The following is a 20,794-nucleotide window of genomic DNA, read 5'->3' as shown; positions in this document are numbered from 1 at the left end:
TTAGAACTAAAAAAGCTGAACAGGTAGATTTTCTACCCATTCAGCTCTTATCTTATTTACTACTCTTTAATTAAGGACAAAAATTCAGCTCGCAAATTGGAGTCCGAACGGAAACGACCGCGTACGCCTGATGTTATCGTCTTGCTGCCCGGCTTTTTCACGCCTCTTGCACACATACATAGATGCTCACCCTCAACCACAACCATCACACCGTGCGGTTTCAGCACCTTTTCCAAGATGTCCGCAATCTCGGATGTAATACGTTCTTGGACTTGCAATCTACGTGTTACGGCCTCAACAAGACGAGCAAATTTACTTAGTCCCGTAATTTTACCGCTTGGCAGGTAACCAATATGGATTTTACCGAAGAATGGTGCCATATGGTGTTCACACTGGCTGTAATAAACAATATCTTTTACAATGACAAGCTCCTCATGCTGCTCATCGAATGTAACACCAAGTACATCCTCAACATCCGCACTGTACCCGGCAAAGATCTCCTCATACATACGCGTCACTCGAGCAGGTGTATCTAGTAGACCTTCCCGATCAGGATCTTCCCCAATGAGCCTTAGAATCTCTCGGATATGCGACTCAATCTGCTCGCGGTTGTTACCGACATGCTCATTCTTATATTCTTTAGCTGGCATTCTTAATTCCTCCTCTACTCCCTTATAAACATAATAATGTGCAGACGATTGCTTGTTATCGCATGCCTACACATCATTCATTGTTTATTTGAACTTTTGTTTTTTCATCATGCCTTGCATCTTATTCATTTGCTGCTTATTAAGATTGTACCCCATTTGTTTGGCCATCTTTTGGATCATTTCTGGGTCATTTTGCATTTTTTCTAATTGTTTACGCAAGTAGAATACGCCGATGAAAAATCCCCCTGCTAGTCCTACGATTAAAGCAATTGCGATATAAAGCCACACCATCTTGTAATCCCTCCGAAAGCTTGAATAATGATAAATTTTAAAAACATCATACCATGTCGTCCTACCATTCACAAATAGCAATATTTATGGTGGCATTACGCTAGGACATCCTCTACAAACACGGTTGTATGCTTGGATAAATCGACTTCTTTCACATCCATATCCCGACCCCCGTCGTTTTTAATAATTCGTATAATCGGACGTCCCGGCAAGCCTCTGTGCTGCCCAACGACTACGCCTGTTTCCTTGGTTGATAAGCGAACCGACGAGCCTGTCGTGTAAATGGATACCGTCTTAAGAAAATGAATCATCACTTCCCGATCCAGCATCGTATTCGACCAACCCATCATATGTTCACAAGCCTCATGGGGCAGCATATTTTTCCCATCCATCTGGTTAAATAACAAATTATCGTAGGCGTTAGCCACCGCAACGATCTTCGCATAGAGGTGAATGTCCTCACCTTTAAGTCCCCGTGGCATTCCTGTGCCATCAATCGCCTCATGATGTTGGAATGCACAATGCGCAATAAGCAACGAGTATTCACGCTTACTCTTGAGCAGTTCATATCCTCGCCATGTGTGATGCTGTTTCAGATCTTCCGCGCTATCATCAGTATTCTCTTCTACCTTCCCAACATCATGTAAGAGCGCGCCTGTTGCTAGTTCCTTTAATTGCAGCGCATTAAGTTCCATGGATATCCCAATCAGCGTAGACATCATGCACACATTGAGCGCATGTACATACATCTCATTATCTTTTGTCCTAATATCCGTTAGTTGCAGCAAAATCTCTTTATTCCGAAACAAATCATCGAGCATTTTATCGATTGATTGAGATAAGGAACGTGTATTTAATTCCTTACCAGAGCGGAGAGATTCAAACGTATCCCCCATCTGTTTCATTACAATCTGCTTCGTCTCATCGGATACAACATCTTCGATCACAATATCCTGGTAGTTCGGATCTTTAATATATATCATCGTAACACCGATTCTGCGCAGCGTCGTAATCATATAGACCGTTAACTGTACACCTTCGGATAACATAACCACACCGTTACTCGTAAAAATGGTTCTTCCCAAATATTGCCCAGACTCTACGGAGTCAATATGTACATATTTCATAATAGGTCGCTCCCCTCAGAGTTTATGTCGGCTTTTAGTAGGGAAAACTAAAGATTACTTCGGGTTTATTATCCCTTTATTCAGACTTTCAACTTGCTGCTCGGTCCAGTCTTTAATCTTGTTATTTGCGGTTACATTTTGCAGGGTAATATTATGTTTCTTGCGAATGTATTCTGTTAGCTGCGCAAAGTCTTTCTCTTTTAAATCCCCTAGCATCTTCTTACCATGGATCTGCCCCAGTATGTAACCAATGGTTTCCCCAGCTAATGATGTATTAGGTTGAATACGCGCGCTGCCATAAGCAACAGCGGATGCACCGACATTCTTACCTGCAACAAGTACATTGCTATATCCTTTTATCATAAAAGAGCGCAGCGGCATGCCATATTTATCTGGCTTGGCAATGGTTTTACCCCATGGATTCGATTGTATGCCTTGTAAATCGATTGAATAGCCGCCAATACTGACGTTATCCTCAAACATTTTGCCTGATAAAAGATCCGAAGCTTGTAAGACATAATTCGTCTCGTATCGATCCGAATCTCGAACATACAAATAAGGAGTCGTGCCATTTATCTCCGCCTTCTCCCATCCTGGCAAAGTTTTACGAAGATGTTCGACGACAAGCTCAGATTCTGACTTTCCAATATCTACTGCTTTTTGAATACTTGCTGGATCGGACGGGTCCACATTAAATACGAGAAGAGCATTAATCGCAGCTTCACCATCTCGCATATTGATCGTATTCAATCCCCGCAAGAACACTTGATTATTAGTCGGCTTATAACTTCTTCCGACATTGCCAAACCCGTAAGTAAAGGTGTGGTTTACATGGGTATTACCCCCGTACTTTTCTTCTCTTTCCTCTTTACTTAATGCATTTACTGTCTGCTCGAACTCGCTCCAATTCACGTTCTTGAACTTCATCATATAGGTCGAGGCCATATGCTCTTTCGGAGAACCGCCGAATACCGTTTCAATTCCAGGAATGCGTGTAACGTTCAGTTGACTGGATAAGGCAGCGAAATCAGTGTTTTCGACCCAATATTGCGCAGAGATTTGTTTCTTTTCACCAGATGGTGTTTGGTAGGAGATCGATTTGATCTTCTTTGGATCTGATTTTGGATCCATTTCGACGCCTGTGATGCGAATGCCGGATTCAATCTGAATGCCATCTAAAAGTGAATGATAGTATTTTTGGAAATCTTCACTTTTACGGATCGTTCCTTTTTTGTAATCATCAAATAGTTGTTTCACACGCCCTTGCAGCAATGACTTGCCATTATCATCAAAAGGTTCATCCAGATAGAGCATTTCACCTTGAATCAGCTGACCGCCAAGCTTTTCTCGTGGATCGAGAATCGTAACCGATAAGCCTTCATCTTTGGCCGCTCGAGCGAGATAGACACCTTCAATTTCAGAGCCGATCACAACAATATCTGGCGTTTTGGAACTTGCATGTTCGGTATGTACGTTTGAAGATGATGTTTGTTTACATGCGGTAATAAAAAGTAAGGATGTGATGAGAAGAAGTCGTGCAATGGTATAACCTGATCTTAATTTCATAGGAACTCCTTATCGATTTGAAGTAACTTGCTGAATGTATGAAGGGAAGATTTTGGGGATGTCTTCTGTGATGGGGGAGGTGACTGAACATGATGAAATTAATTTGTTAAATAACCTTCTAACCGCAGCAGGGCTTCCTTAATGGGTAGGCCTCCACCGAAACCGACCATCGCGCCGTTTGCACCAATGACGCGGTGACAAGGGATGATGAGTGGCACTGGATTGTTATGATTGGCGCCGCCAACCGCTCTGACACCTTTGGGAGAACCGACTGCGATTGCGATGTCCTTGTAAGAAGCTACACGGCCATGAGGAATGTCCTGCAAGGCCTTCCATACGCGCAGCTGAAAGCCGGTGCCATATAAATCTAGTGGCACGTCGAATGTTGTTAAATCACCTTCAAAATAAGCTTCCAACTGCTCACGAACAGCGCGAAGCTGCTCAGGCGAATGTTCCCACTCATAATTGCCGATATATCGCGCTGCCCAAGCAGACAGCTTAGACTCCGCATCTGCTTGTCCTGAAAATTCGATCGAACACAGTCCTTGATCCGTTGCGGCTAACGCCAGTGATCCGATTGGTGTATGCAGCATTTCGTCCCAATACAGCTTTGTTACCGTTGTTGATTTCATCGGTTCACTCTCCCTCATCACTTGTGATGACCTGCATCAACCTCTCTTGTGAACGCTCAAGCTCTTTAAGTACGAGGTCATCATTTTCAAATGCTTTCGCCTTGCGAATGACATCCAACGCTTCTTCGCCACCAATGTTGCCAAGTGCCCAAGCTGCTGTCGCCCGAATATCGGGCCTTGGATCATCTTTCAATAACTTCCCAAGAACAGGTACTGCTGAACGATCTTTGAAATTACCTAACCCGAGAATCGCATTGCGTTGAATCGGCTTTTTGCCTCGCCAAGCGGCAGCGCTCATGCCATATGTTTCTTTAAATTCGCGATTACCCATCGTTAACAGTGGAATGAGCAGCGGCTTTACGATCTCTGGATCGGGCTGCAGCTCCTCATGATGGGTCCAATTCTTCCCTTTGTTAAAAGGGCATACGATCTGGCACGTATCACATCCGTATAACCGATTACCGATCTTTTTCTTCAGTTCATCATCTTCAATAACACCCTTGGTCTGTGTAAGAAAGGATACGCATCGCGACGCATTCAATTGTCCTGGTCCTACTAGCGCACCTGTTGGGCATGCATCAATACACTTCGTACATTCCCCGCACAATTGAGTTATCGGCGTATCCTCAGGAAATGGAATGTTCGTAATGACTTCCCCCAAGTACACCCAAGAGCCCCATTCAGGGGTAATAACCGCACAGTTCTTTCCGATAAAACCAACGCCCGCACGTTCCGACACAGCCCGATCCACGAAAGCGCCGGTATCCACCATGCTTAACGTCCGTACGCCGCGAACTCTTTCTTTTAGCCAATTTTCAAGTTTAGCCAAGCGATCGCGAAGGACATGGTGATAATCGATTCCCCATGCGCTTCTTGCAATCATTCCCCGATAAGCGCCCGGTTCGGAGCGCGGCGGATCTTGGAGCTTTGACGGATATGCAACAGCAATCGCAAGTATGGATAACGGACCATCGAAGCTGAGGTCCGGTTGTACCCTTTTATCCAAATCCGATTCTTCAAAGCCCGACTCAAACCCTTTATCCCGATGGTTCTGTAAAATTTCCTTCAAACCCTCAAAAGGCTTCCCTGATGTAAATCCAATCGAATCAATGCCAAGTTCCGATGCTGCGTCTTTTAACTCTTGTTTAAGCTGTTTCCATGCCTGAGGCGAAGCCTCGTCTATATCCCATTGCAAGCCATTCACCTCTGCCGATCAGGCATACTCTCTTTCCACATTTGATAATAGGTCATAACCTGCTCTTCCCCAAACGGTGGAGCATGCTCCTTAATTCGCTCTAGAAGGCTATCAAGTCCCCGCATTACGTGTTCTTCCACATCTGGCGTATACGTATACTGCATCCTGTGCAGTTCATATTCATCCTGATCCACCACTTGTACGAATCCGCTTGGTGACACCGTGACGTCGAGGTCGTAATCAATATAAGTCACTAGATGTTCGCTGATCTCTGGTGGCGAAGCGATATTACAGTAATATCTAACACCCTCATCAACCAATAGGGCCACAATATTAAACCATTCATTCGGTATGAAAAAAGTGACGCCAGGTATCCGGCTTGTCCACTCCTTGCCATCCCCTTCAATAATCTTCGTATATTCATTAATGGTAACAGTGATGGACCTAGCCGCATGATCCGCATGCAGAAGCTGTTTGGGAACCATCCAATTCTCCACCCACATCCGGTGCAAGTGACCGTCGTGTTTATAGCTTTTAATCACACAAGAAGAATATGGATTCATTTTACGACAGCCCCTTTCACCTTATTTATTGGTCTAATCTTTGTTATAATTGTACCCTATAAAAATAAAAAATCATATCATTTCCCAAGGTAAACTAGAGAATCGATATGATATAAAAGTTAAAATTATTTGTCAATTCTTACATGACTTTTTTGACGATACTAAGACGCTCAGGTGATCTGGCAAAATCGGTTTCTTGATAGCCTGCCGATAAATATACCGGGATCGCTACTTCATTATGACGATCAATACTAATCAAGATCTTCTGTACATGTCTCATTTGAAAACGCTGCTTAAGCGCATTGACCATGGACATGCCAATCCCCTTGCCCTGATACCCGTTTGTCACGGCGATACGATAAAAATATCCCTTATTGTTATCGATCGTTCCAATAATCGTACCCACGACTTGACCTTCTACTTCTGCCACCAAAATTAATTCGCTATCCCATGATAATTGTCTACCTAAAGCTTGCATCGTTTCTACAAAACATTCTTCGCTAAGTGTATCTTCTAGTAACATAGAAACTGAACCATGATCAGACAGTTGAAAATCACGAATAAGCATTGAAATCGCTCCCACTTTTTGGTATTTTTCAATCGGCTACCGTCAAGGCAATGGAAGTCGATCAGTACGACAAACAACACGATGATATTTAGAAAAAGATTACGACAATATTTTACGAAATCCTGCTGTTATTTTAAACGAAAACGCAAAAATCGTCAAAATTCTCCGTTTTTCTCGTGAAAGCGCTTTATATCAAGCGTTTACATTTCCTTAAGAAGGAATTTCACACAATATGACGAATGTATGTTCTAACTTATTATAAAGGAGCTGTTTGTTATGCAACTAACGCTACGCTATGTGATTTTGTACACGAATCATCCGCAAGAATCTCTCACCTTTTACCGAGATTTGCTCGGATTGCCAATCCGCGGTGAACATGATAGTTATATCGAATTTGATACAGGCTCGACGATTCTAGCTATAAATACAAGAGAAAGTGTTCGTGAAATAACAGGTCTAGACATCCCTGACCACCACTCTCGTACCTATGAACTTGGATTCACTGTCACGGATGTGGCAGCTACAATTGAGCAGCTCCGCCAAGCAGGTGTTACGGTTGTTAAGGAACCTTTGGAGAAACCTTGGGGACAAATTGTGTCTTACGTGAGCGATCCAGATGGCAATCTAATTGAAATCTGCTCATCACTAGACTAGATTCGTATTTTCCCATAATAACGATATAGATAATCTCCTATATATTTGATATTATCAAAACATACTTAAACTTAGGGATCGGGTCACTCCTACTTCCTAAGTTTTTCATGTTTTCATAGTCATCAGGTATAGGAGGTAATGGCATGACCAAATGGGCTCTTTTCGTTAAAGCCACGCGTTTTCAAGTCATACCTGTGATGGTACTCCCTGTCTTAATTGGAGCCGTTGGCGCAGTTGCTTGGAACAAAACGTTCTCTGTAGGCTGGTTCCTGCTCACACTGCTTGGTGCGTGCAGTCTCCATCTTTTCTCGAATATGGTCAATGACTTGTGGGACTATCGCAATGGAGTAGATAAAGTACAAGCCGTCACGGAGGACACACTACGAACGCACTCGGGTCTATTAACTGGGAATCTCGTTCCAGAGAAAAAGTTTGCGACATGGACATGGAGCATGCTGCTGCTTACTGTCGTATGCGGGGTCATACTCGCCGTGTCACGCGGACCCATGGTATGGGTGTATGGGATTCTAGGTGCTCTCATTGCTTACTTTTATGTGGCTCCACCTATTCGCTTCGGTTATCGTGGCAAAGGTTATAGTGAAATTGCAATTCTAATTGCATTCGGAGTTCTTCCTGTGCTTGGCAGCTACTACGTTCAGACAGGCACTTACGATATAAAAGCACTACTTGCATCACTCCCGATCGGACTTTTAACGACATTAATTTTGTTTAACCATCACTTTTTACATTGGCAAGCAGACAAAGAATCTGGCAAACGGACACTTGTTGTCGTATGGGGTGAAAAGCGCGCGCTTATATTCTCACGCTTTATCCTGATTCTAGCTGCCATTTCACTCGGCGTTGCTGTATGGTTCAAGGCATTTCCGCTATATGCCCTACTGACACTTATTGTGTTTTACCCGATTTGGGCGATCTACCGAAAACTGGGCACACACAATCCATCTCACGCGTACGGTCCCCTCATGGTCGCTTCACTCAAGCTGACACTTCGAAGCGGTATGATTATGATCGTATGCTTACTAATTCAAAGATTAATTGGTTAATATACATTTACATCTGAGAGGAGTTTATTCGAATGGAAAAACAACTGACTGTTGGCAGCTTTGATACCATTCTTAATGAAGGTCAAGTATGGGAGATGGGTGGGTTCCCACTTCCGGACGGTTCATTCTGGACGTTCCGCGAACCTGATGCAACCGTTATTGTGCGTAATGGCATTCTATATGTGCGTGCGCCGCTTAGCCGTTCCAATGACAAGATCCAATTCCTCGATAATGCGAAGCACATGTATTATTCCGTGGAAACATTCCCTGTCGAAGATGAGCAGGAAGTTAGCTTTGAATTACAAATTCGCTCGCGTACACAAGGTACAGCACCCGGCGACTTGTATGATGGTTTCGTGTCCTTGAACTTGATGGACTTCTCCACAGGTGCTGCGCTCGATTTCTTCGTGAGCAATGACAAGTATGCAAGTGTGTATGCGATTCTGCCATTCCCAGGTGTCACGGTTCCCGCAATGGATGCGACGCGTTACTTCTGCGTGTTTAAAGAAGCAACAGACTTTAAACCTCGTGAATTCAATACGTATCGCATTACGTACAATCGTGGAACAGACGAGATTATTTTCTTCGTGAACGGTGTGGAAGTACGCCGCGAGCAGCGCGTGCCAATCAAATTTAACGGCTTCAAAATTGCACTTGGTATTATGACAGAGAAAGACATTTCGCCTGAAGGCAGCACATCCCTACACGGTCAGACAGTGGCTGGAGAATGGACGCCCATTCAAGTGACATACAAATAATGGGTTAAAATAAAACCGCTCCCCTCGATCGCTTGATGCGATTGTTGGAGGCGGTATTTTTATAATAAAAACAGGACTAATAAGCCCTCAATCGCTTTATAGAGTAAAACGAAAGATTGCTTTACGAATGGAAATACGCCATAATTTATAGTATCGCTTCACAACCATACATACCCTTTAGGAGGTTTTAATGATGGCATACCAATTACCCGCTCTACCTTACGCAAACAACGCACTTGAGCCGCACATCGACGAGACGACAATGATGATTCACCATGATCGTCACCACAACACATACGTGACTAACGTCAATGCTGCACTTGAAGGTCATGATGAGCTTGCTGCTAAATCCGTTGAAGATTTGATCGCTGACTTGAACGCGGTTCCTGAAAACATCCGTACAGCAGTACGTAACAATGGTGGCGGTCACGCGAACCACTCCTTGTTCTGGGAAATCATCGGACCTAACGGCGGCGGCGAGCCAACTGGCGCAATCCTAGCTGCAATCGACAGCGAGCTTGGCGGTTTCGCGAAGTTCAAAGAAGATTTTGCAAAAGCAGCAACAACTCGTTTTGGTTCCGGCTGGGCTTGGCTTAGCGTGAACGCTGAAGGCGCACTTGTTGTGTCCTCCACACCTAACCAAGACTCTCCAATCATGGAAGGTCTAACTCCTGTTCTTGGTCTTGATGTTTGGGAGCATGCTTACTACTTGAACTACCAAAACAAACGCCCTGACTACATCGCAGCGTTCTGGAACGTTGTGAACTGGGATGCAGTTAACGCTCGTTATGCTGCAGCTAAGAAGTAAGTCATTTTTATAATAAATAAACAAGCACACCAGATATTCGCAGGAAGCATGCCGCTTCACGGATTCTTGTGTGCTTGTTTTATGTTCATGAGCTTGAATGTGCTTGATCTTACTTCGGTGCAATCGGCACTAAAGCCTCAATAACGATCGTCGGTGCGTTCGGCCCGCTGACATAAATCTCAATTAATGGCTGATCGACAAGTTGATAAGCACTTGATGGCAGCCAATCATTTTTCATATAGCCAAATGCATCATCCATCTTCGCGATTGCTGATCCCATCGAGCTCTCCTCGATCCTACAAACCGCATATTGACTAGCAGGAATAACCTGAGTATCTACGCCATCACTTCCTGCTTGAATGGTGTCTGGAATCGTGACCGCTGCATCATATCTGCGATTGCTGCTCGAAGTCACTATCGAATCATCATAAAATACGCCCATTACCTTTGTATCCGGTGTGAATAAATTTCTTGCCTCAACCCATCCACATACCTTGTTAAATGATTGATCAATAGCCGAGCTTAGTTCACCTGGTTCATAACCTTCATAAACTCGAACATAAGCTACATGTAAATTGGACAAATCTCTTACTTCAACATTCATCGCTTCATAACCCCTTTGGATCGTAGTCTCAGCGGCCGCTGCTGTACGACTATCATAACTGCCCGCAAGGAATTCTGCTTTTCCATTCTTGCTATCCACTTTGCAAATCTTGCTATTTCGTCGCTTAAGATATTGCTCCCGATACTGCGTCGCATTGACGCCAAATCGTTCTTTGAATGCACGTGAAAATGTCGATACAGAAGAGAACCCACAATCTAGTGCAACCGAAGTGAGTGCCGCACTGGGGTTATGAAGTAACATCTTAGCCGCACGCTCGATCTTTTCACGGCGTACGAATTCATTCACACTCACACCCATCACCTGCTTGAACACCCTGTGAAAATGAAACGGGGAGAACGCGGCCTGCTCAGCTAATTTATGCAAAGACAGGTCTTGATCCAAGTGATGCTGGATATAATTAATGACCTTATTCATGCGAATGATATACTCTTCCTTAACCATATAAACATCCTCACTTCATCCGATTTTATCGATCAAAATAGGCTTCTAATACGCGTAAGAATACATTCGGAAAGGCATACCGCTCCATCTCATCCTGCGACAACCAGCGGTAATGAAAAGGTAAGAATCCTGGTAATCCAGCTTGCTCGTCCGCAATGCGACTGCGATACACGCTCATCTGCCATTGAATATGGGAGAAAATATGCTCCACATCCATCATCCACTCACCGATCTCTAGGGGAATATGCTCCTGTGTCAGCATATGTTCACGTAGCTGTGTACCGTAATTTTCATCTTGTTGGTTAAATAATAGTGGATTGGACTCCGTATCACGTTTCACCCACTTGCTCGGTTTCGTATTCTTCTTTTCAAGTTTCGTACTCGGGTCGGCCTTAATCAGATTCCCATCAGCCTCAAGCTCCATATGCGGCAGTTCCCACATACGTGCAAGCAATCCTTCCTGTGGACGTTGACGAATCAACACTTTGCCTGCATGCTCGCCTGTCCCTTCGATCAAAGCCATAAGTCGTCTCTCCGGACGCGGCGGTTTCGCCTTCGTCTTCACCGGCAGAACTTCTTCCTTCCCTGCAATGCGCCCTGCACAATGTTCCATAACGGGACAAGTCAGACAGCTCGGTGACTTCGGCGTACATACAGTTGCTCCAAGTTCCATTAAACCTTGATTGAAATCGCCTGCCGCACCTTCGGGAATGAGCTCCTGTGCAAGGCTTTCCATCCTGACACGGGTACGCGGCTTCGCAATATCGTCATCCAAATTAAAATATCTGGACAGCACCCGCATCACGTTGCCATCTACTGCAGGTTCTGGCTTGTTATAGGCAATGCTAAGTACTGCACCTGAGGTGTAAGGACCGACCCCTTTTAAAGACGAAATCGCTTCTTTCTCATCTGGCACCACCCCGCCATAACATTCATGCACCTCACGAACAGCTGACTGCAAATTACGTGCACGGGAGTAATAACCAAGCCCTTCCCAAGCTTTCAACACCTCTTCTTCCGGTGCTTCTGCCAATGCCTGAACAGTCGGGAACTTGTCCAAAAATCTGTGCCAATACGGAATTACAGTATCCACTCTGGTCTGCTGCAGCATCACTTCAGATACCCAAATATAATAAGGATCACGGCTGCGGCGCCAAGGTAAATCACGCTTGTGCTCGCGATACCATGCTAATAAATGCGTTGAAAAATAGTTTTTTTGTATATTATGAGTAAGCTCTGTCATCGTTTCTTTCTTCTCCATCCGTTAAGCGTTATAATAATTATACTTGAAACCCGTTTAGGAGGCTTGTTATTTTGTTCAACCAAAGAAAAAACATGGTCAACAACCTATCCGTCCTCATCCCGCTCTTCTTCATTTGGGGCTTGGAGTGGATTGTCCGAGCAGCTATTTTACTTGCTGAAAAAAAGTACAATGTTGAAGGATGGAATACATATCTTTTTCTCACCGCCATCGTCATCAGTGTGATTGTGATTTGCTTAAACTTACGCAAACCCGCATGGAGTACAAATTCGCAAGTAACGGCCTTATTCATTATTCCGATGCTTTTGTTCCTTCTGGCTTGCTGGATCCTGCAACGAATCGGTGCAGTCAACCTATTTTTTATCCCAATCTTCCAATCATTCTTACTTGCTACTGGTCTCGTAGCACTTGGTCTATTACTCGGACGAACCTTAGCTTGGATCGGAATATGGTTCTTCGCATTGACTGCTGCACTCAGCATCCTCTATCTCGGCTACTCCCCACTTATTCTTTCCGCATGTGGCGGCGTTTCGATGTTAGCTACGGCTGTACAGCTTAAGATGTGGAAAAAATAAAAAATCCTTCTATATGGCAACCCAACACGGTTACTATACAGAAGGACACCTATAGTTAATACAAGATAAGGAGCGTAAGCTCCTTTTTTCTTTTTCAAGCAGCAGATCGTTGACTAATCTGAATAAGATAAGTGACCTATAAATATTCTATAAACTCCAAGCGGTTACCAAATGGATCTTCCGTGTGGAACCGCAGTCTACCTTCGATCTGCTCTTCTTCAACAACAGGTAAGCCTGCTTGAATAAATTTATCACGTAAAGCTGGAAGGTCATTCACTTCAAAACCTGGATGTGCCTTGCGTGCAGGCTTGAAAGCAGCTTCCACCCCAATATGGATTTCGTGATTGCCACATTTAAACCAGACGCCACCACGTTTTTGCAAATTAATGGGCTTCGGAATTTCCGGTAACCCCAATAAATCGGCATAGAAAGCTCTTGCCTGTTCTTCGCACCCTGCTGGTGCAGCAAGTTGTACATGATCAATTCCTACGAAAGCATAACTCATCCTTAACAGCCTCCCACGATTCAAAGTTTCACTAAATGAAACTAAGTTTCATAAATATGAATATTTTTATCATAATGGAGTTTGTAGCGGATGTAAATATGTGAAAGCTCTAAATTTCAACGACTGCAAATGCTGCTGCTAGTCCTTCGCTATGTGAAATGCTAACATGAATTCGATAACCTTCGGGTAAGCCTAATCGCTCGACACAAGTATCAGATAACTTGCAATACGGTTTCCCTAGCTCATCTGGTGTGATCTCCATATCTTGAAAACCGACCACCGAACCAATCCCACAGCCAAGCGCTTTGACAATGGCTTCTTTCACTGCAAAACGACCTGCTACAAACTCGAACAAGCGCCCTTGCCGCTTCGCAGCCATTTGACGCTCGGCAGGTGTTAATATTTTTTCCAGAAAACGTTCGGAAGCAGTCGACTCTAGTACACGGCGAATCCGATCAATCTGAATAATATCGTTACCAATACCACTAATCATTAAGGTCCTATTCCCTTCACTTGCAAGATCATTTACTCACATTCATCATTACTTAACACACATGAAAGGTCAAGCGACAGGCAAAGCTAACCACCTTAAATACACCGAACTTTTTACATTAATGGTATTTATTATATGTATTTGGTACAATGAAATCATCACTTACTTGCTGGTTTAGAGAAAATAGGGGGCTGGAAAATCCATGGAACTTATCATCCTTACAGGTACATCACGTGGGCTTGGCGAAGCCTTTGCCCAGCAATTGCTTGCACCAAACCGTCACATTATTTGCATTTCACGTCACAAGAATATGAAGCTTATCGCGCTTGCATCCGAGGCTGGAGTGAAGCTGGACAACCTGGAATTCGATCTCACAGCAACCGAGCATATCGATGCACTGACAGCTCGTATATTTGCTAAGGTGAAGCTCTCTGAATTAACGGCCGCTTACCTTATCAACAATGCGGGGACCCTGCATCCCATGGCTCCCCTCAACAAATGTGATTCTGAATCCATCGATCAAAATATTAAGATCAACCTCATTGCCCCAATGCTGCTGACGACGAACTTTATCAAATGGGCGGAAAAATCCCCGATTGATAAGCGTGTGCTGAACATCTCGTCCGGCGCAGGCAAAAAACCTTACCACGGATGGAGCGCGTACTGCACAGCGAAAGCTGGGCTCGATCATTTTACCCGCTGCGCAGCCATGGAACAGTCCGAAGCGCAGCATCCCGTCAGGCTCGCTTCTGTCTCTCCAGGCGTGATCGATACGGGAATGCAGGAACAAATTCGGCAGACGAGCGCAGAAAATTTTAAACAAGTACAACGATTTATCGATCTGAAACAATCTGGCGACCTTCTAACAGCCGAAGCTGCCGCGAGCCGCTTAATTGAACTGCTCATGCGGGATGATTTTGGACAAGAACCTGTTGTTCTGTGATTTTTCCAAAAAAATCGTATGATATCGAAACATGAACACTTATGGACATCCATAGGTGTTTTTTTTACGTTATAATAGACGAGGAAAAATTCACATGCACATGGCAATTAACTCTTGCATACAAATAATATTTGTTATATATTATGTATAACAGTTGCTCAACCAATTAAAGGAGCTGTACAGATGATCATTCAATTAGACTTACAATCCGAGACACCGATTTACGCACAACTTGTCAATCAGATCATGGAGGGGATTGCGAGTGGACAACTCAAACCCGGTGACCCACTCCCATCTGTAAGGAGTTTAGCCGCTGATATTGGCATTAACCTGCATACAGTGAATAAAGCCTACACCCTACTGAAAGCAGATGGATTCATTCAAATTCACCGACAAAAAGGAGTCGTCATTCAGCCAGATAGCATGCCAGGTGTAACGAAGGAATATGAAGAAAAGCTGCAACAGGAGCTTCGACCTATCATCGCCGAAGCAATCTGTAGAACGATGTCAGTGGAGCAGCTTCAAGAAATTGTGAGTGAGATGTATCAACAAATCAAAAATCCTAAGTAAGGGAGCGATCCAGATGAATACTTGGATCTGGTTGTATATGGTGACGATGTTCGTACCGATGTCGATCTTATTGATATTCAGTCCTTATTTTACAAGGAAAACTGTCAGCTTCGGCATATCGATCTCCGAGGAAATCTACCATTCACCTATTTTAAAAGCGTTAAGAAAACAATATGCGCTTATCATGACGGTGCTTATGATTATTCTTTTTTCAGGATGTCTGTATCTAATTGGTGGAAAGACGAATGCTTTGGGGACCGTATTTCCGCTAAGCATAATTGGAATAATTGCTTGTTCTTCCATTGTGTCCTTCCTATTCTATAGCCGGATGAAGAAGTTAAAGATCATTCATAATTGGAACTCACAGCAGCTCAGTCGTATTGCGATTGATCTCTCTTCTCGTAAACAGGCACTCCGTTCGAATTGGTGGTATGTGCTTCATGCAGCAATCATCGTTGGATGTTTCTTTTTCACCTTATCGCACTATGACCAAATTCCAGCGCAAATTGCAATGAAGTTCGATTTTGAAGGTAATATTATCTCCATAGCAAACAAATCGTATGGCATTGTATTCATGCCTCAAGTTCTTCAAATTTTCATGTTCATTTTATTTTTCATTTTGAACTACTCCATTCGTTCAAGTAAACAAATCATCGATGTTTCCAAGCCTGAAGTGTCTCGTCAGCAAGACTTGTTGTTTCGTCGTCGTTCTTCCACCTTATTGTTGGTCATAGGTCTATCCGTCATCCTGCTCTTGGGAATCATTCAGTGGAATTTTGTATATCCTTGGGACATTCAAATCCTGACCTATATCATTCATTTGTTCGTATCCATCGTCCTGCTTGGCATAATATGGCTGGCATTCACGACGGGTCAAGGTGGCAGCCGCGTTGCAGCTCACAATACCCATGCAGGAGCTGGTCAACATTTTAGAAATGATGATGCTTTTTGGAAGCTTGGCGCTATTTACTTCAATCCGAATGACCCTTCCATCTTTGTTGAAAAAAGAATGGGGGTTGGTTGGACGCTCAATTTTGCCAGACCTGTTAGCTGGATCTCACTATTGGTGCTTATCGTTGTTATAGTAGGGATCGTTGTTTATTCTTCGTATGTTATTGCATAAGATTTTATTGTGAAAAAAGAAATGGAGACTGTGCAGATATGCAGACCAATAAACGAGTACTTGAAGGTGAACGATTGTATCTCCGACCGTTCACTCTGCAAGATGTAGAAGCTTACCACAGCACCTTATTTCATGAAGAATCGCGAAGATTGACTGGCACGAAAACAATATTTTCACAGGATATGATTGAAAAATTCGTAGAACGCATCTCTTCCGATTCGACTCGAATCGATCTACTTCTTATTCGCAAGCAGGATGAAAAAAGCGTTGGCGATATTGTACTCATGGACATGGATGAAACCAATCGAAGTGCGCATATGCGCATAACCATTTTTGACGAAGAAGATTACGGTAAAGGATATGGACCTGAAGCGATTCGCTTACTGCTCCATCATGCATTCGGTGTACTCAATCTCCATCGTATTGAGCTCAATGTGTATGCGTTTAATCAACGTGCGATTCGCGCCTATGAGAAGATTGGATTTGTACAAGAAGGCAGAATGCGAGATGTGCTCTATTACAATTACGAATATCATGATTCCATTACGATGAGTATGCTGGCACACGAATTCAAAAATAAGTACATGGTGAAACAATAATGAAAACGAGCCACTGGACATAAAAATCCTGATGGCTCGTTTATTTTTTTCTTAAATACCTGGAATCGATGAACGTTTGTGCTCTGTCTTCTTGTACTGACGCTCTAACTTTTCTTGAATCTCAGGCGCAATTTGTTTGCCCTCTAAGTAATTGCTGTTATCTTCGTACGTGATACCCAGCTCATTCTCATCGGTCTGACCTTCCCAGAGACCCGCTGTCGGCGCTTTATCCAGAATGCTCTGCGGCACACCCAACTTCGCAGCTAGCATACGTACTTGGCGTTTATTCAGCGTACTAAGCGGTGTAATATCGACCGCACCATCGCCCCATTTGGTGTAGAAACCTGTAATTGCTTCCGAGGCATGATCGGTTCCCACTACCAGCAAATTCAAGTCGAACGCAAGCGCATACTGCACAACCATTCGCGTTCTCGCCTTCACATTGCCTTTTCCTGCACGGCTAATATGTTGATGCACACCGATCTGCTTCATCCCGTACTCCGTTAAGATACCGATCTCATCGACGGCATCCTCAATGTTCGTCTCCACCTGGTGCTTCATATTGAACGCACGTGCTGTCGCATAACTGTCTTCGATGTCTTCTTGTGTGCTATACGGTTGGAACACGCCAACTGTCTTGTATTCCTTCCCCTGCTCTGCCGTTAGCTCATCTGTTGCCTGCTGGCACAACCCGGCCGCGACCGCTGAATCGATCCCGCCTGAGATCGCAATTAGAAGCCCGCGAACGTTCGTTTTTAATACATAATCCTTCAAAAAATCGACCCGCTTGCGGATCTCCTGATCGACATCAATCTCTGGCTGTACGCCAAGTCTGGCAATAATCTCTTGTTGCAAGCTCATGTACTTGACCCCCTTTAAATATGTACGCAAATTCGTGCTTATTCACTTAGTATAATCCTAACTCCTGAGATTACAAAATGCGCCTTTCCTCTTTTTGCCCTCTACGAGCATCGACAACGCTTACAGGGTTGTGCTAGCATGAAATCAATTGTTATTTTATCGGAAAAAGGAGTGTTTATTCATGTCCATCAAGCCCGTTGTTATCGTCTATTCCAAGCTTGAACCCTATCTGTTAGAAGAAATTCGCGAAGTCTGTGAGGTCATTGCCCTGAACCCGAAGGCACCCGATTTTCGTGATCAAATGAATCAAGCTTTACCACAGGCAGACGCCATTATTGGCAGTGGATTAAAGGTGAGCAATGAACGTCTAGAACTCGCACCTAAGCTTCGTGTTATCAGCAATATCACCGTTGGGTATGACAATCTCGACATGCCTGCTATTACCGCTCGCGGCATCATGGCGACCAATACACCAGATGTACTCACCGAAACGACTGCAGACCTGATGTTCGGACTGCTTATGGCAGCAGCAAGACGTATACCAGAACTTGATCGTTATGTAAAAGAAGGCAAGTGGACCGGTTCTGTCGGAACCGATCTGTACAGTCATGATGTTTATGGCAAAACTCTCGGTATTATCGGGATGGGAAGAATTGGACAAGCCATCGCCAGACGTGGAAAACTCGGTTTCCATATGCCGATTCTGTATCACAATCGTTCACGTGCAGTCGAAGCTGAACAAGAACTTGATGCTAGCTATTGCTCCCTAGATGAGCTGTTGACCCGCTCTGATTACGTCTGTCTCATGACACCATTAACGCCAGAGACGACGAATCTTATGGGTGAGCGTGAATTTGCGCTCATGAAAAAATCCGCTATTTTCATCAACGGCTCACGGGGTAAAACAGTCGATGAAGCTGCGCTAGTTCGCGCATTGGAAGAAGACGTAATTGCTTCTGCAGGACTCGATGTTTACGTAAAGGAACCACTCCCGCAAGACCATCCGCTGCTTCGTATGGACAAGGTTGTCACGCTTCCGCACGTGGGCTCTGCAACAATAGCCACACGCATCGAAATGCAAAAACTGGCTGTTCGAAATCTGTTATGTGCTGTGCAAGGCGTTCGACCTCCCTCCCTTATTAACGGCGAAGTATGGAAGAACGAGGCATAAAATAGGTTGTAACCATGTTGTAACTCGCTTGGGGAAATCTTGTTGTAAGATGTGATTAAGTCATTCAGTTTATGAAATACTTTCCTTTATTTCTAAGCTCATATGACTAACTAACCAAACACGAGGTGTACATAATGAAAAAATTAGTCCTGACCGCAACATCCGTCGTTGTCGCCCTTGCCACTCTTTCTTCCGCAGCCTATGCGGAGCAAATGACTTCAATTGAAACTGGTAAACCTTTTGTAATGAAGGGTATAGATACAAAGCCAAATACGTATGTAATCAATCAAGACTGGGCAGATATTAACCACGATGGTATAGCAGATCACATCGTCCTAATTGGTACAAAAGAAGATCCCAAAGATGCTTATGTTGAGAACTTGAATTTGGTCGTACAAGATGGAAAGACAGAGCGTATCTTACAAAGTAAAATTTCAGAGTACGCTGGATATGACCCATACATTTCTTTCGTAGGTGATTTTAACGGAGATCACAAAGAAGATATTATGGTGACAGCAGATACTGGCGGAAGTGGCGGATACGTAAGTAACCGAATTGTTTCCTTTGCTGGCGATGCACCAAAAGTTATTTTTGAAGATATGACTCAAGAACAAGTGTTCAACCACTTAGAGCCTGTGGATCAGAACGGAGATGGCGTATACGAGCTCATTAGCACAACAAGAATTACAGGGGAGTCCAATGCAGAGACACTTGGCTATGAGCAATCCACCCTTGCATTCGATAAAGAAAAGGGGAAATTCCGTGTTACGCAAACCAATAAGAAATCTTCCATGAATGAAGCGATTAACTCTTACCATAGCAAAAAAGGTGGATATACCTTTATCGTTCCACGTGATTGGAAAGACAGTGTGCAAATGGTTGAACGGAATGCTGAGCAATTAAAAGACATCTCTGGAGGAAAATCTGCAACGTACATGATGTATAAACCGAAGCATAAAGATGCTTCTGGCGATCAATCCCCACAATTCCTTGCTGGTATTACGGTCTATGACAAAGCATTCTGGGAGCAGCATAAAGATGAGCCTAATATGGGAGGAGTCCTTGCCCAAGAAAATAACCTTGTCGTGACATTCAACGGTCCTCAATCGAACCCGTTCGAGCCAGGTGGTGAAGATTTCGCAATTTATAATGAATTGTTCAAACACATCAAGAGTTTGAAGTATAGCTTCTTTATGACACCTGAAGAGTGGAAAGATAATCAAGATGCCCAACAACCAACGGTAAATAAACTGCAACTTAAGACATTAACAAATGTGTACGATGGCATCAATGGTAAAGTTCTATTCGCAGCATCACCGCAAAACGTGACTGTGATTGGCAAAAAGAAAGATAAAAATAATGTGGAATGGGTAGAAATCGTATCCTGGTTAGGTAACGCTTGGATCAAAGCGCCTCAAACCAAATAAGCTTCATTCACAAATAGAAGTGGCAGTCTAGGATATCGATCATCATCCATGACTGCCACTTTTATCTACTTCCCAATCCATAACGTTTGTAGAGATATGAAGAAGGACATAACAGCAAGGGCTATAAACGCGATCGCAATCTTTCTATTGCCTCTCCACTCTTTCACACCAAACGCACAGCAAAAAACAGACGTGGCGAACTGCCCGCCACTACGCCAATACATATTTTTGATTAAGAAGAAACTGACAATCTCTACGGCTAGTACAATTAATGTAATAACAAGAAACCATTTCGGAAGTGCACTAGATTTATTAGCCATATGG

The 20,794-nt window shown here is 43.7% G+C and carries 25 protein-coding genes; 11 read left to right on the top strand and 14 right to left on the bottom strand.

Translation table 11 applies throughout. The features are described 5' to 3' along the window. Positions 1-59: 59 nt before the first annotated feature. The 8 genes from folE to ACSBOP_RS02900 all read right to left on the bottom strand — a co-directional run bounded on the left by folE (position 60) and on the right by ACSBOP_RS02900 (position 6,592). Positions 60-650, bottom strand: a complete 591-nt coding sequence (folE, locus tag ACSBOP_RS02935; protein WP_442603002.1) for a GTP cyclohydrolase I FolE — start codon at positions 648-650, stop codon at positions 60-62. Positions 651-734: 84 nt separating this feature from the next. Beyond that, entirely contained in the window at positions 735-941 is a 207-nt protein-coding gene (locus ACSBOP_RS02930; protein WP_442603001.1) for a YneF family protein, read from the bottom strand. Positions 942-1,036: 95 nt separating this feature from the next. Continuing rightward, positions 1,037-2,068: an HD-GYP domain-containing protein gene (locus ACSBOP_RS02925; RefSeq protein WP_442603000.1), complete on the bottom strand. Its 1,032-nt coding sequence runs from the start codon at positions 2,066-2,068 to the stop codon at positions 1,037-1,039. 54 nt (positions 2,069-2,122) lie between these two features. Continuing rightward, positions 2,123-3,634, bottom strand: coding sequence for an FAD-dependent oxidoreductase (locus tag ACSBOP_RS02920; RefSeq protein ID WP_442602999.1), 1,512 nt, complete (start codon positions 3,632-3,634; stop codon positions 2,123-2,125). Between the two features lie 98 nt (positions 3,635-3,732). Next, complete coding sequence (locus ACSBOP_RS02915) at positions 3,733-4,266, bottom strand: methylated-DNA--[protein]-cysteine S-methyltransferase (RefSeq protein WP_442602998.1); 534 nt, start codon at positions 4,264-4,266, stop codon at positions 3,733-3,735. A 4-nt stretch (positions 4,267-4,270) separates the two neighbouring features. Continuing rightward, positions 4,271-5,461, bottom strand: coding sequence for a tRNA epoxyqueuosine(34) reductase QueG (queG, locus tag ACSBOP_RS02910; RefSeq protein WP_442602997.1), 1,191 nt, complete (start codon positions 5,459-5,461; stop codon positions 4,271-4,273). A gap of 5 nt (positions 5,462-5,466) precedes the next feature. Next, on the bottom strand, positions 5,467-6,024 hold the full coding sequence (locus ACSBOP_RS02905) for a DUF402 domain-containing protein (RefSeq protein WP_442602996.1): 558 nt from the start codon (positions 6,022-6,024) through the stop codon (positions 5,467-5,469). Positions 6,025-6,163: 139 nt separating this feature from the next. Continuing rightward, entirely contained in the window at positions 6,164-6,592 is a 429-nt protein-coding gene (locus tag ACSBOP_RS02900; protein ID WP_442602995.1) for a GNAT family N-acetyltransferase, read from the bottom strand. Between the two features lie 276 nt (positions 6,593-6,868). Here ACSBOP_RS02900 and ACSBOP_RS02895 point away from each other — a divergent pair, with 276 nt between their 5' ends. The 4 genes from ACSBOP_RS02895 to ACSBOP_RS02880 all read left to right on the top strand — a co-directional run bounded on the left by ACSBOP_RS02895 (position 6,869) and on the right by ACSBOP_RS02880 (position 9,876). After that, a complete protein-coding gene (locus tag ACSBOP_RS02895) occupies positions 6,869-7,246 on the top strand; it encodes a VOC family protein (protein WP_442602994.1) in 378 nt (125 codons plus the stop codon). Between the two features lie 143 nt (positions 7,247-7,389). Next, a complete protein-coding gene (locus tag ACSBOP_RS02890) occupies positions 7,390-8,310 on the top strand; it encodes a prenyltransferase (protein ID WP_442602993.1) in 921 nt (306 codons plus the stop codon). A gap of 32 nt (positions 8,311-8,342) precedes the next feature. Then, positions 8,343-9,068 carry a DUF6081 family protein gene (locus tag ACSBOP_RS02885; protein WP_442602992.1) on the top strand — a complete coding sequence of 242 codons (726 nt, stop codon included), beginning with the start codon at positions 8,343-8,345 and terminating at the stop codon, positions 9,066-9,068. Between the two features lie 193 nt (positions 9,069-9,261). Next, positions 9,262-9,876, top strand: a complete 615-nt coding sequence (locus tag ACSBOP_RS02880; RefSeq protein WP_442604351.1) for a superoxide dismutase — start codon at positions 9,262-9,264, stop codon at positions 9,874-9,876. 109 nt (positions 9,877-9,985) lie between these two features. Here the strand turns inward: ACSBOP_RS02880 and ACSBOP_RS02875 are convergent, their stop codons facing one another. Both ACSBOP_RS02875 and mutY read right to left on the bottom strand, forming a co-directional pair. Next, positions 9,986-10,942: an AraC family transcriptional regulator gene (locus ACSBOP_RS02875; protein ID WP_442602991.1), complete on the bottom strand. Its 957-nt coding sequence runs from the start codon at positions 10,940-10,942 to the stop codon at positions 9,986-9,988. A 25-nt stretch (positions 10,943-10,967) separates the two neighbouring features. After that, positions 10,968-12,185: an A/G-specific adenine glycosylase gene (gene mutY, locus ACSBOP_RS02870; RefSeq protein ID WP_442602990.1), complete on the bottom strand. Its 1,218-nt coding sequence runs from the start codon at positions 12,183-12,185 to the stop codon at positions 10,968-10,970. A 71-nt stretch (positions 12,186-12,256) separates the two neighbouring features. On the opposite strand from mutY, the gene ACSBOP_RS02865 reads away from it, so the two are divergent. Next, positions 12,257-12,778, top strand: coding sequence for a hypothetical protein (locus tag ACSBOP_RS02865; RefSeq protein WP_442602989.1), 522 nt, complete (start codon positions 12,257-12,259; stop codon positions 12,776-12,778). A gap of 136 nt (positions 12,779-12,914) precedes the next feature. Here ACSBOP_RS02865 and ACSBOP_RS02860 read toward each other — a convergent pair whose 3' ends face one another. Continuing rightward, the gene (locus ACSBOP_RS02860; protein ID WP_442602988.1) at positions 12,915-13,283 is read right to left on the bottom strand and encodes a VOC family protein; all 369 of its coding nucleotides are present in this window, start codon (positions 13,281-13,283) and stop codon (positions 12,915-12,917) included. 109 nt (positions 13,284-13,392) lie between these two features. Then, complete coding sequence (gene acpS / locus ACSBOP_RS02855; RefSeq protein WP_442602987.1) at positions 13,393-13,776, bottom strand: holo-ACP synthase; 384 nt, start codon at positions 13,774-13,776, stop codon at positions 13,393-13,395. 202 nt (positions 13,777-13,978) lie between these two features. On the opposite strand from acpS, the gene ACSBOP_RS02850 reads away from it, so the two are divergent. From ACSBOP_RS02850 to ACSBOP_RS02835, 4 genes are all read left to right on the top strand, one after another. Further along, on the top strand, positions 13,979-14,719 hold the full coding sequence (locus ACSBOP_RS02850; RefSeq protein ID WP_442602986.1) for a (S)-benzoin forming benzil reductase: 741 nt from the start codon (positions 13,979-13,981) through the stop codon (positions 14,717-14,719). 183 nt (positions 14,720-14,902) lie between these two features. Then, complete coding sequence (locus tag ACSBOP_RS02845) at positions 14,903-15,289, top strand: GntR family transcriptional regulator (protein WP_442602985.1); 387 nt, start codon at positions 14,903-14,905, stop codon at positions 15,287-15,289. Between the two features lie 13 nt (positions 15,290-15,302). After that, positions 15,303-16,412 carry a DUF1648 domain-containing protein gene (locus ACSBOP_RS02840; RefSeq protein WP_442602984.1) on the top strand — a complete coding sequence of 370 codons (1,110 nt, stop codon included), beginning with the start codon at positions 15,303-15,305 and terminating at the stop codon, positions 16,410-16,412. Between the two features lie 38 nt (positions 16,413-16,450). After that, the gene (locus ACSBOP_RS02835; protein WP_442602983.1) at positions 16,451-17,011 is read left to right on the top strand and encodes a GNAT family N-acetyltransferase; all 561 of its coding nucleotides are present in this window, start codon (positions 16,451-16,453) and stop codon (positions 17,009-17,011) included. A gap of 51 nt (positions 17,012-17,062) precedes the next feature. Here ACSBOP_RS02835 and nadE read toward each other — a convergent pair whose 3' ends face one another. Next, positions 17,063-17,872, bottom strand: a complete 810-nt coding sequence (nadE, locus tag ACSBOP_RS02830; protein WP_442602982.1) for an ammonia-dependent NAD(+) synthetase — start codon at positions 17,870-17,872, stop codon at positions 17,063-17,065. A 187-nt stretch (positions 17,873-18,059) separates the two neighbouring features. Here nadE and ACSBOP_RS02825 point away from each other — a divergent pair, with 187 nt between their 5' ends. Both ACSBOP_RS02825 and ACSBOP_RS02820 read left to right on the top strand, forming a co-directional pair. Further along, positions 18,060-19,043 carry a 2-hydroxyacid dehydrogenase gene (locus ACSBOP_RS02825; protein ID WP_442604350.1) on the top strand — a complete coding sequence of 328 codons (984 nt, stop codon included), beginning with the start codon at positions 18,060-18,062 and terminating at the stop codon, positions 19,041-19,043. 134 nt (positions 19,044-19,177) lie between these two features. Further along, on the top strand, positions 19,178-20,470 hold the full coding sequence (locus ACSBOP_RS02820) for a hypothetical protein (RefSeq protein ID WP_442602981.1): 1,293 nt from the start codon (positions 19,178-19,180) through the stop codon (positions 20,468-20,470). Positions 20,471-20,535: 65 nt separating this feature from the next. On the opposite strand, the gene ACSBOP_RS02815 is transcribed toward ACSBOP_RS02820, so the two are convergent. Then, positions 20,536-20,790 (bottom strand): hypothetical protein, encoded by a 255-nt coding sequence (locus tag ACSBOP_RS02815; RefSeq protein WP_442602980.1) that lies wholly within the window; start codon positions 20,788-20,790, stop codon positions 20,536-20,538. Between the last annotated feature and the right edge of the window lie 4 nt (positions 20,791-20,794).

Source organism: Paenibacillus sp. KN14-4R (assembly GCF_052180255.1).
GTDB lineage: Bacteria > Bacillota > Bacilli > Paenibacillales > NBRC-103111 > Paenibacillus_AM.
Note: the sequence above shows the minus strand (reverse complement) of the source record. Positions and strands in the feature narration are given on the sequence as shown.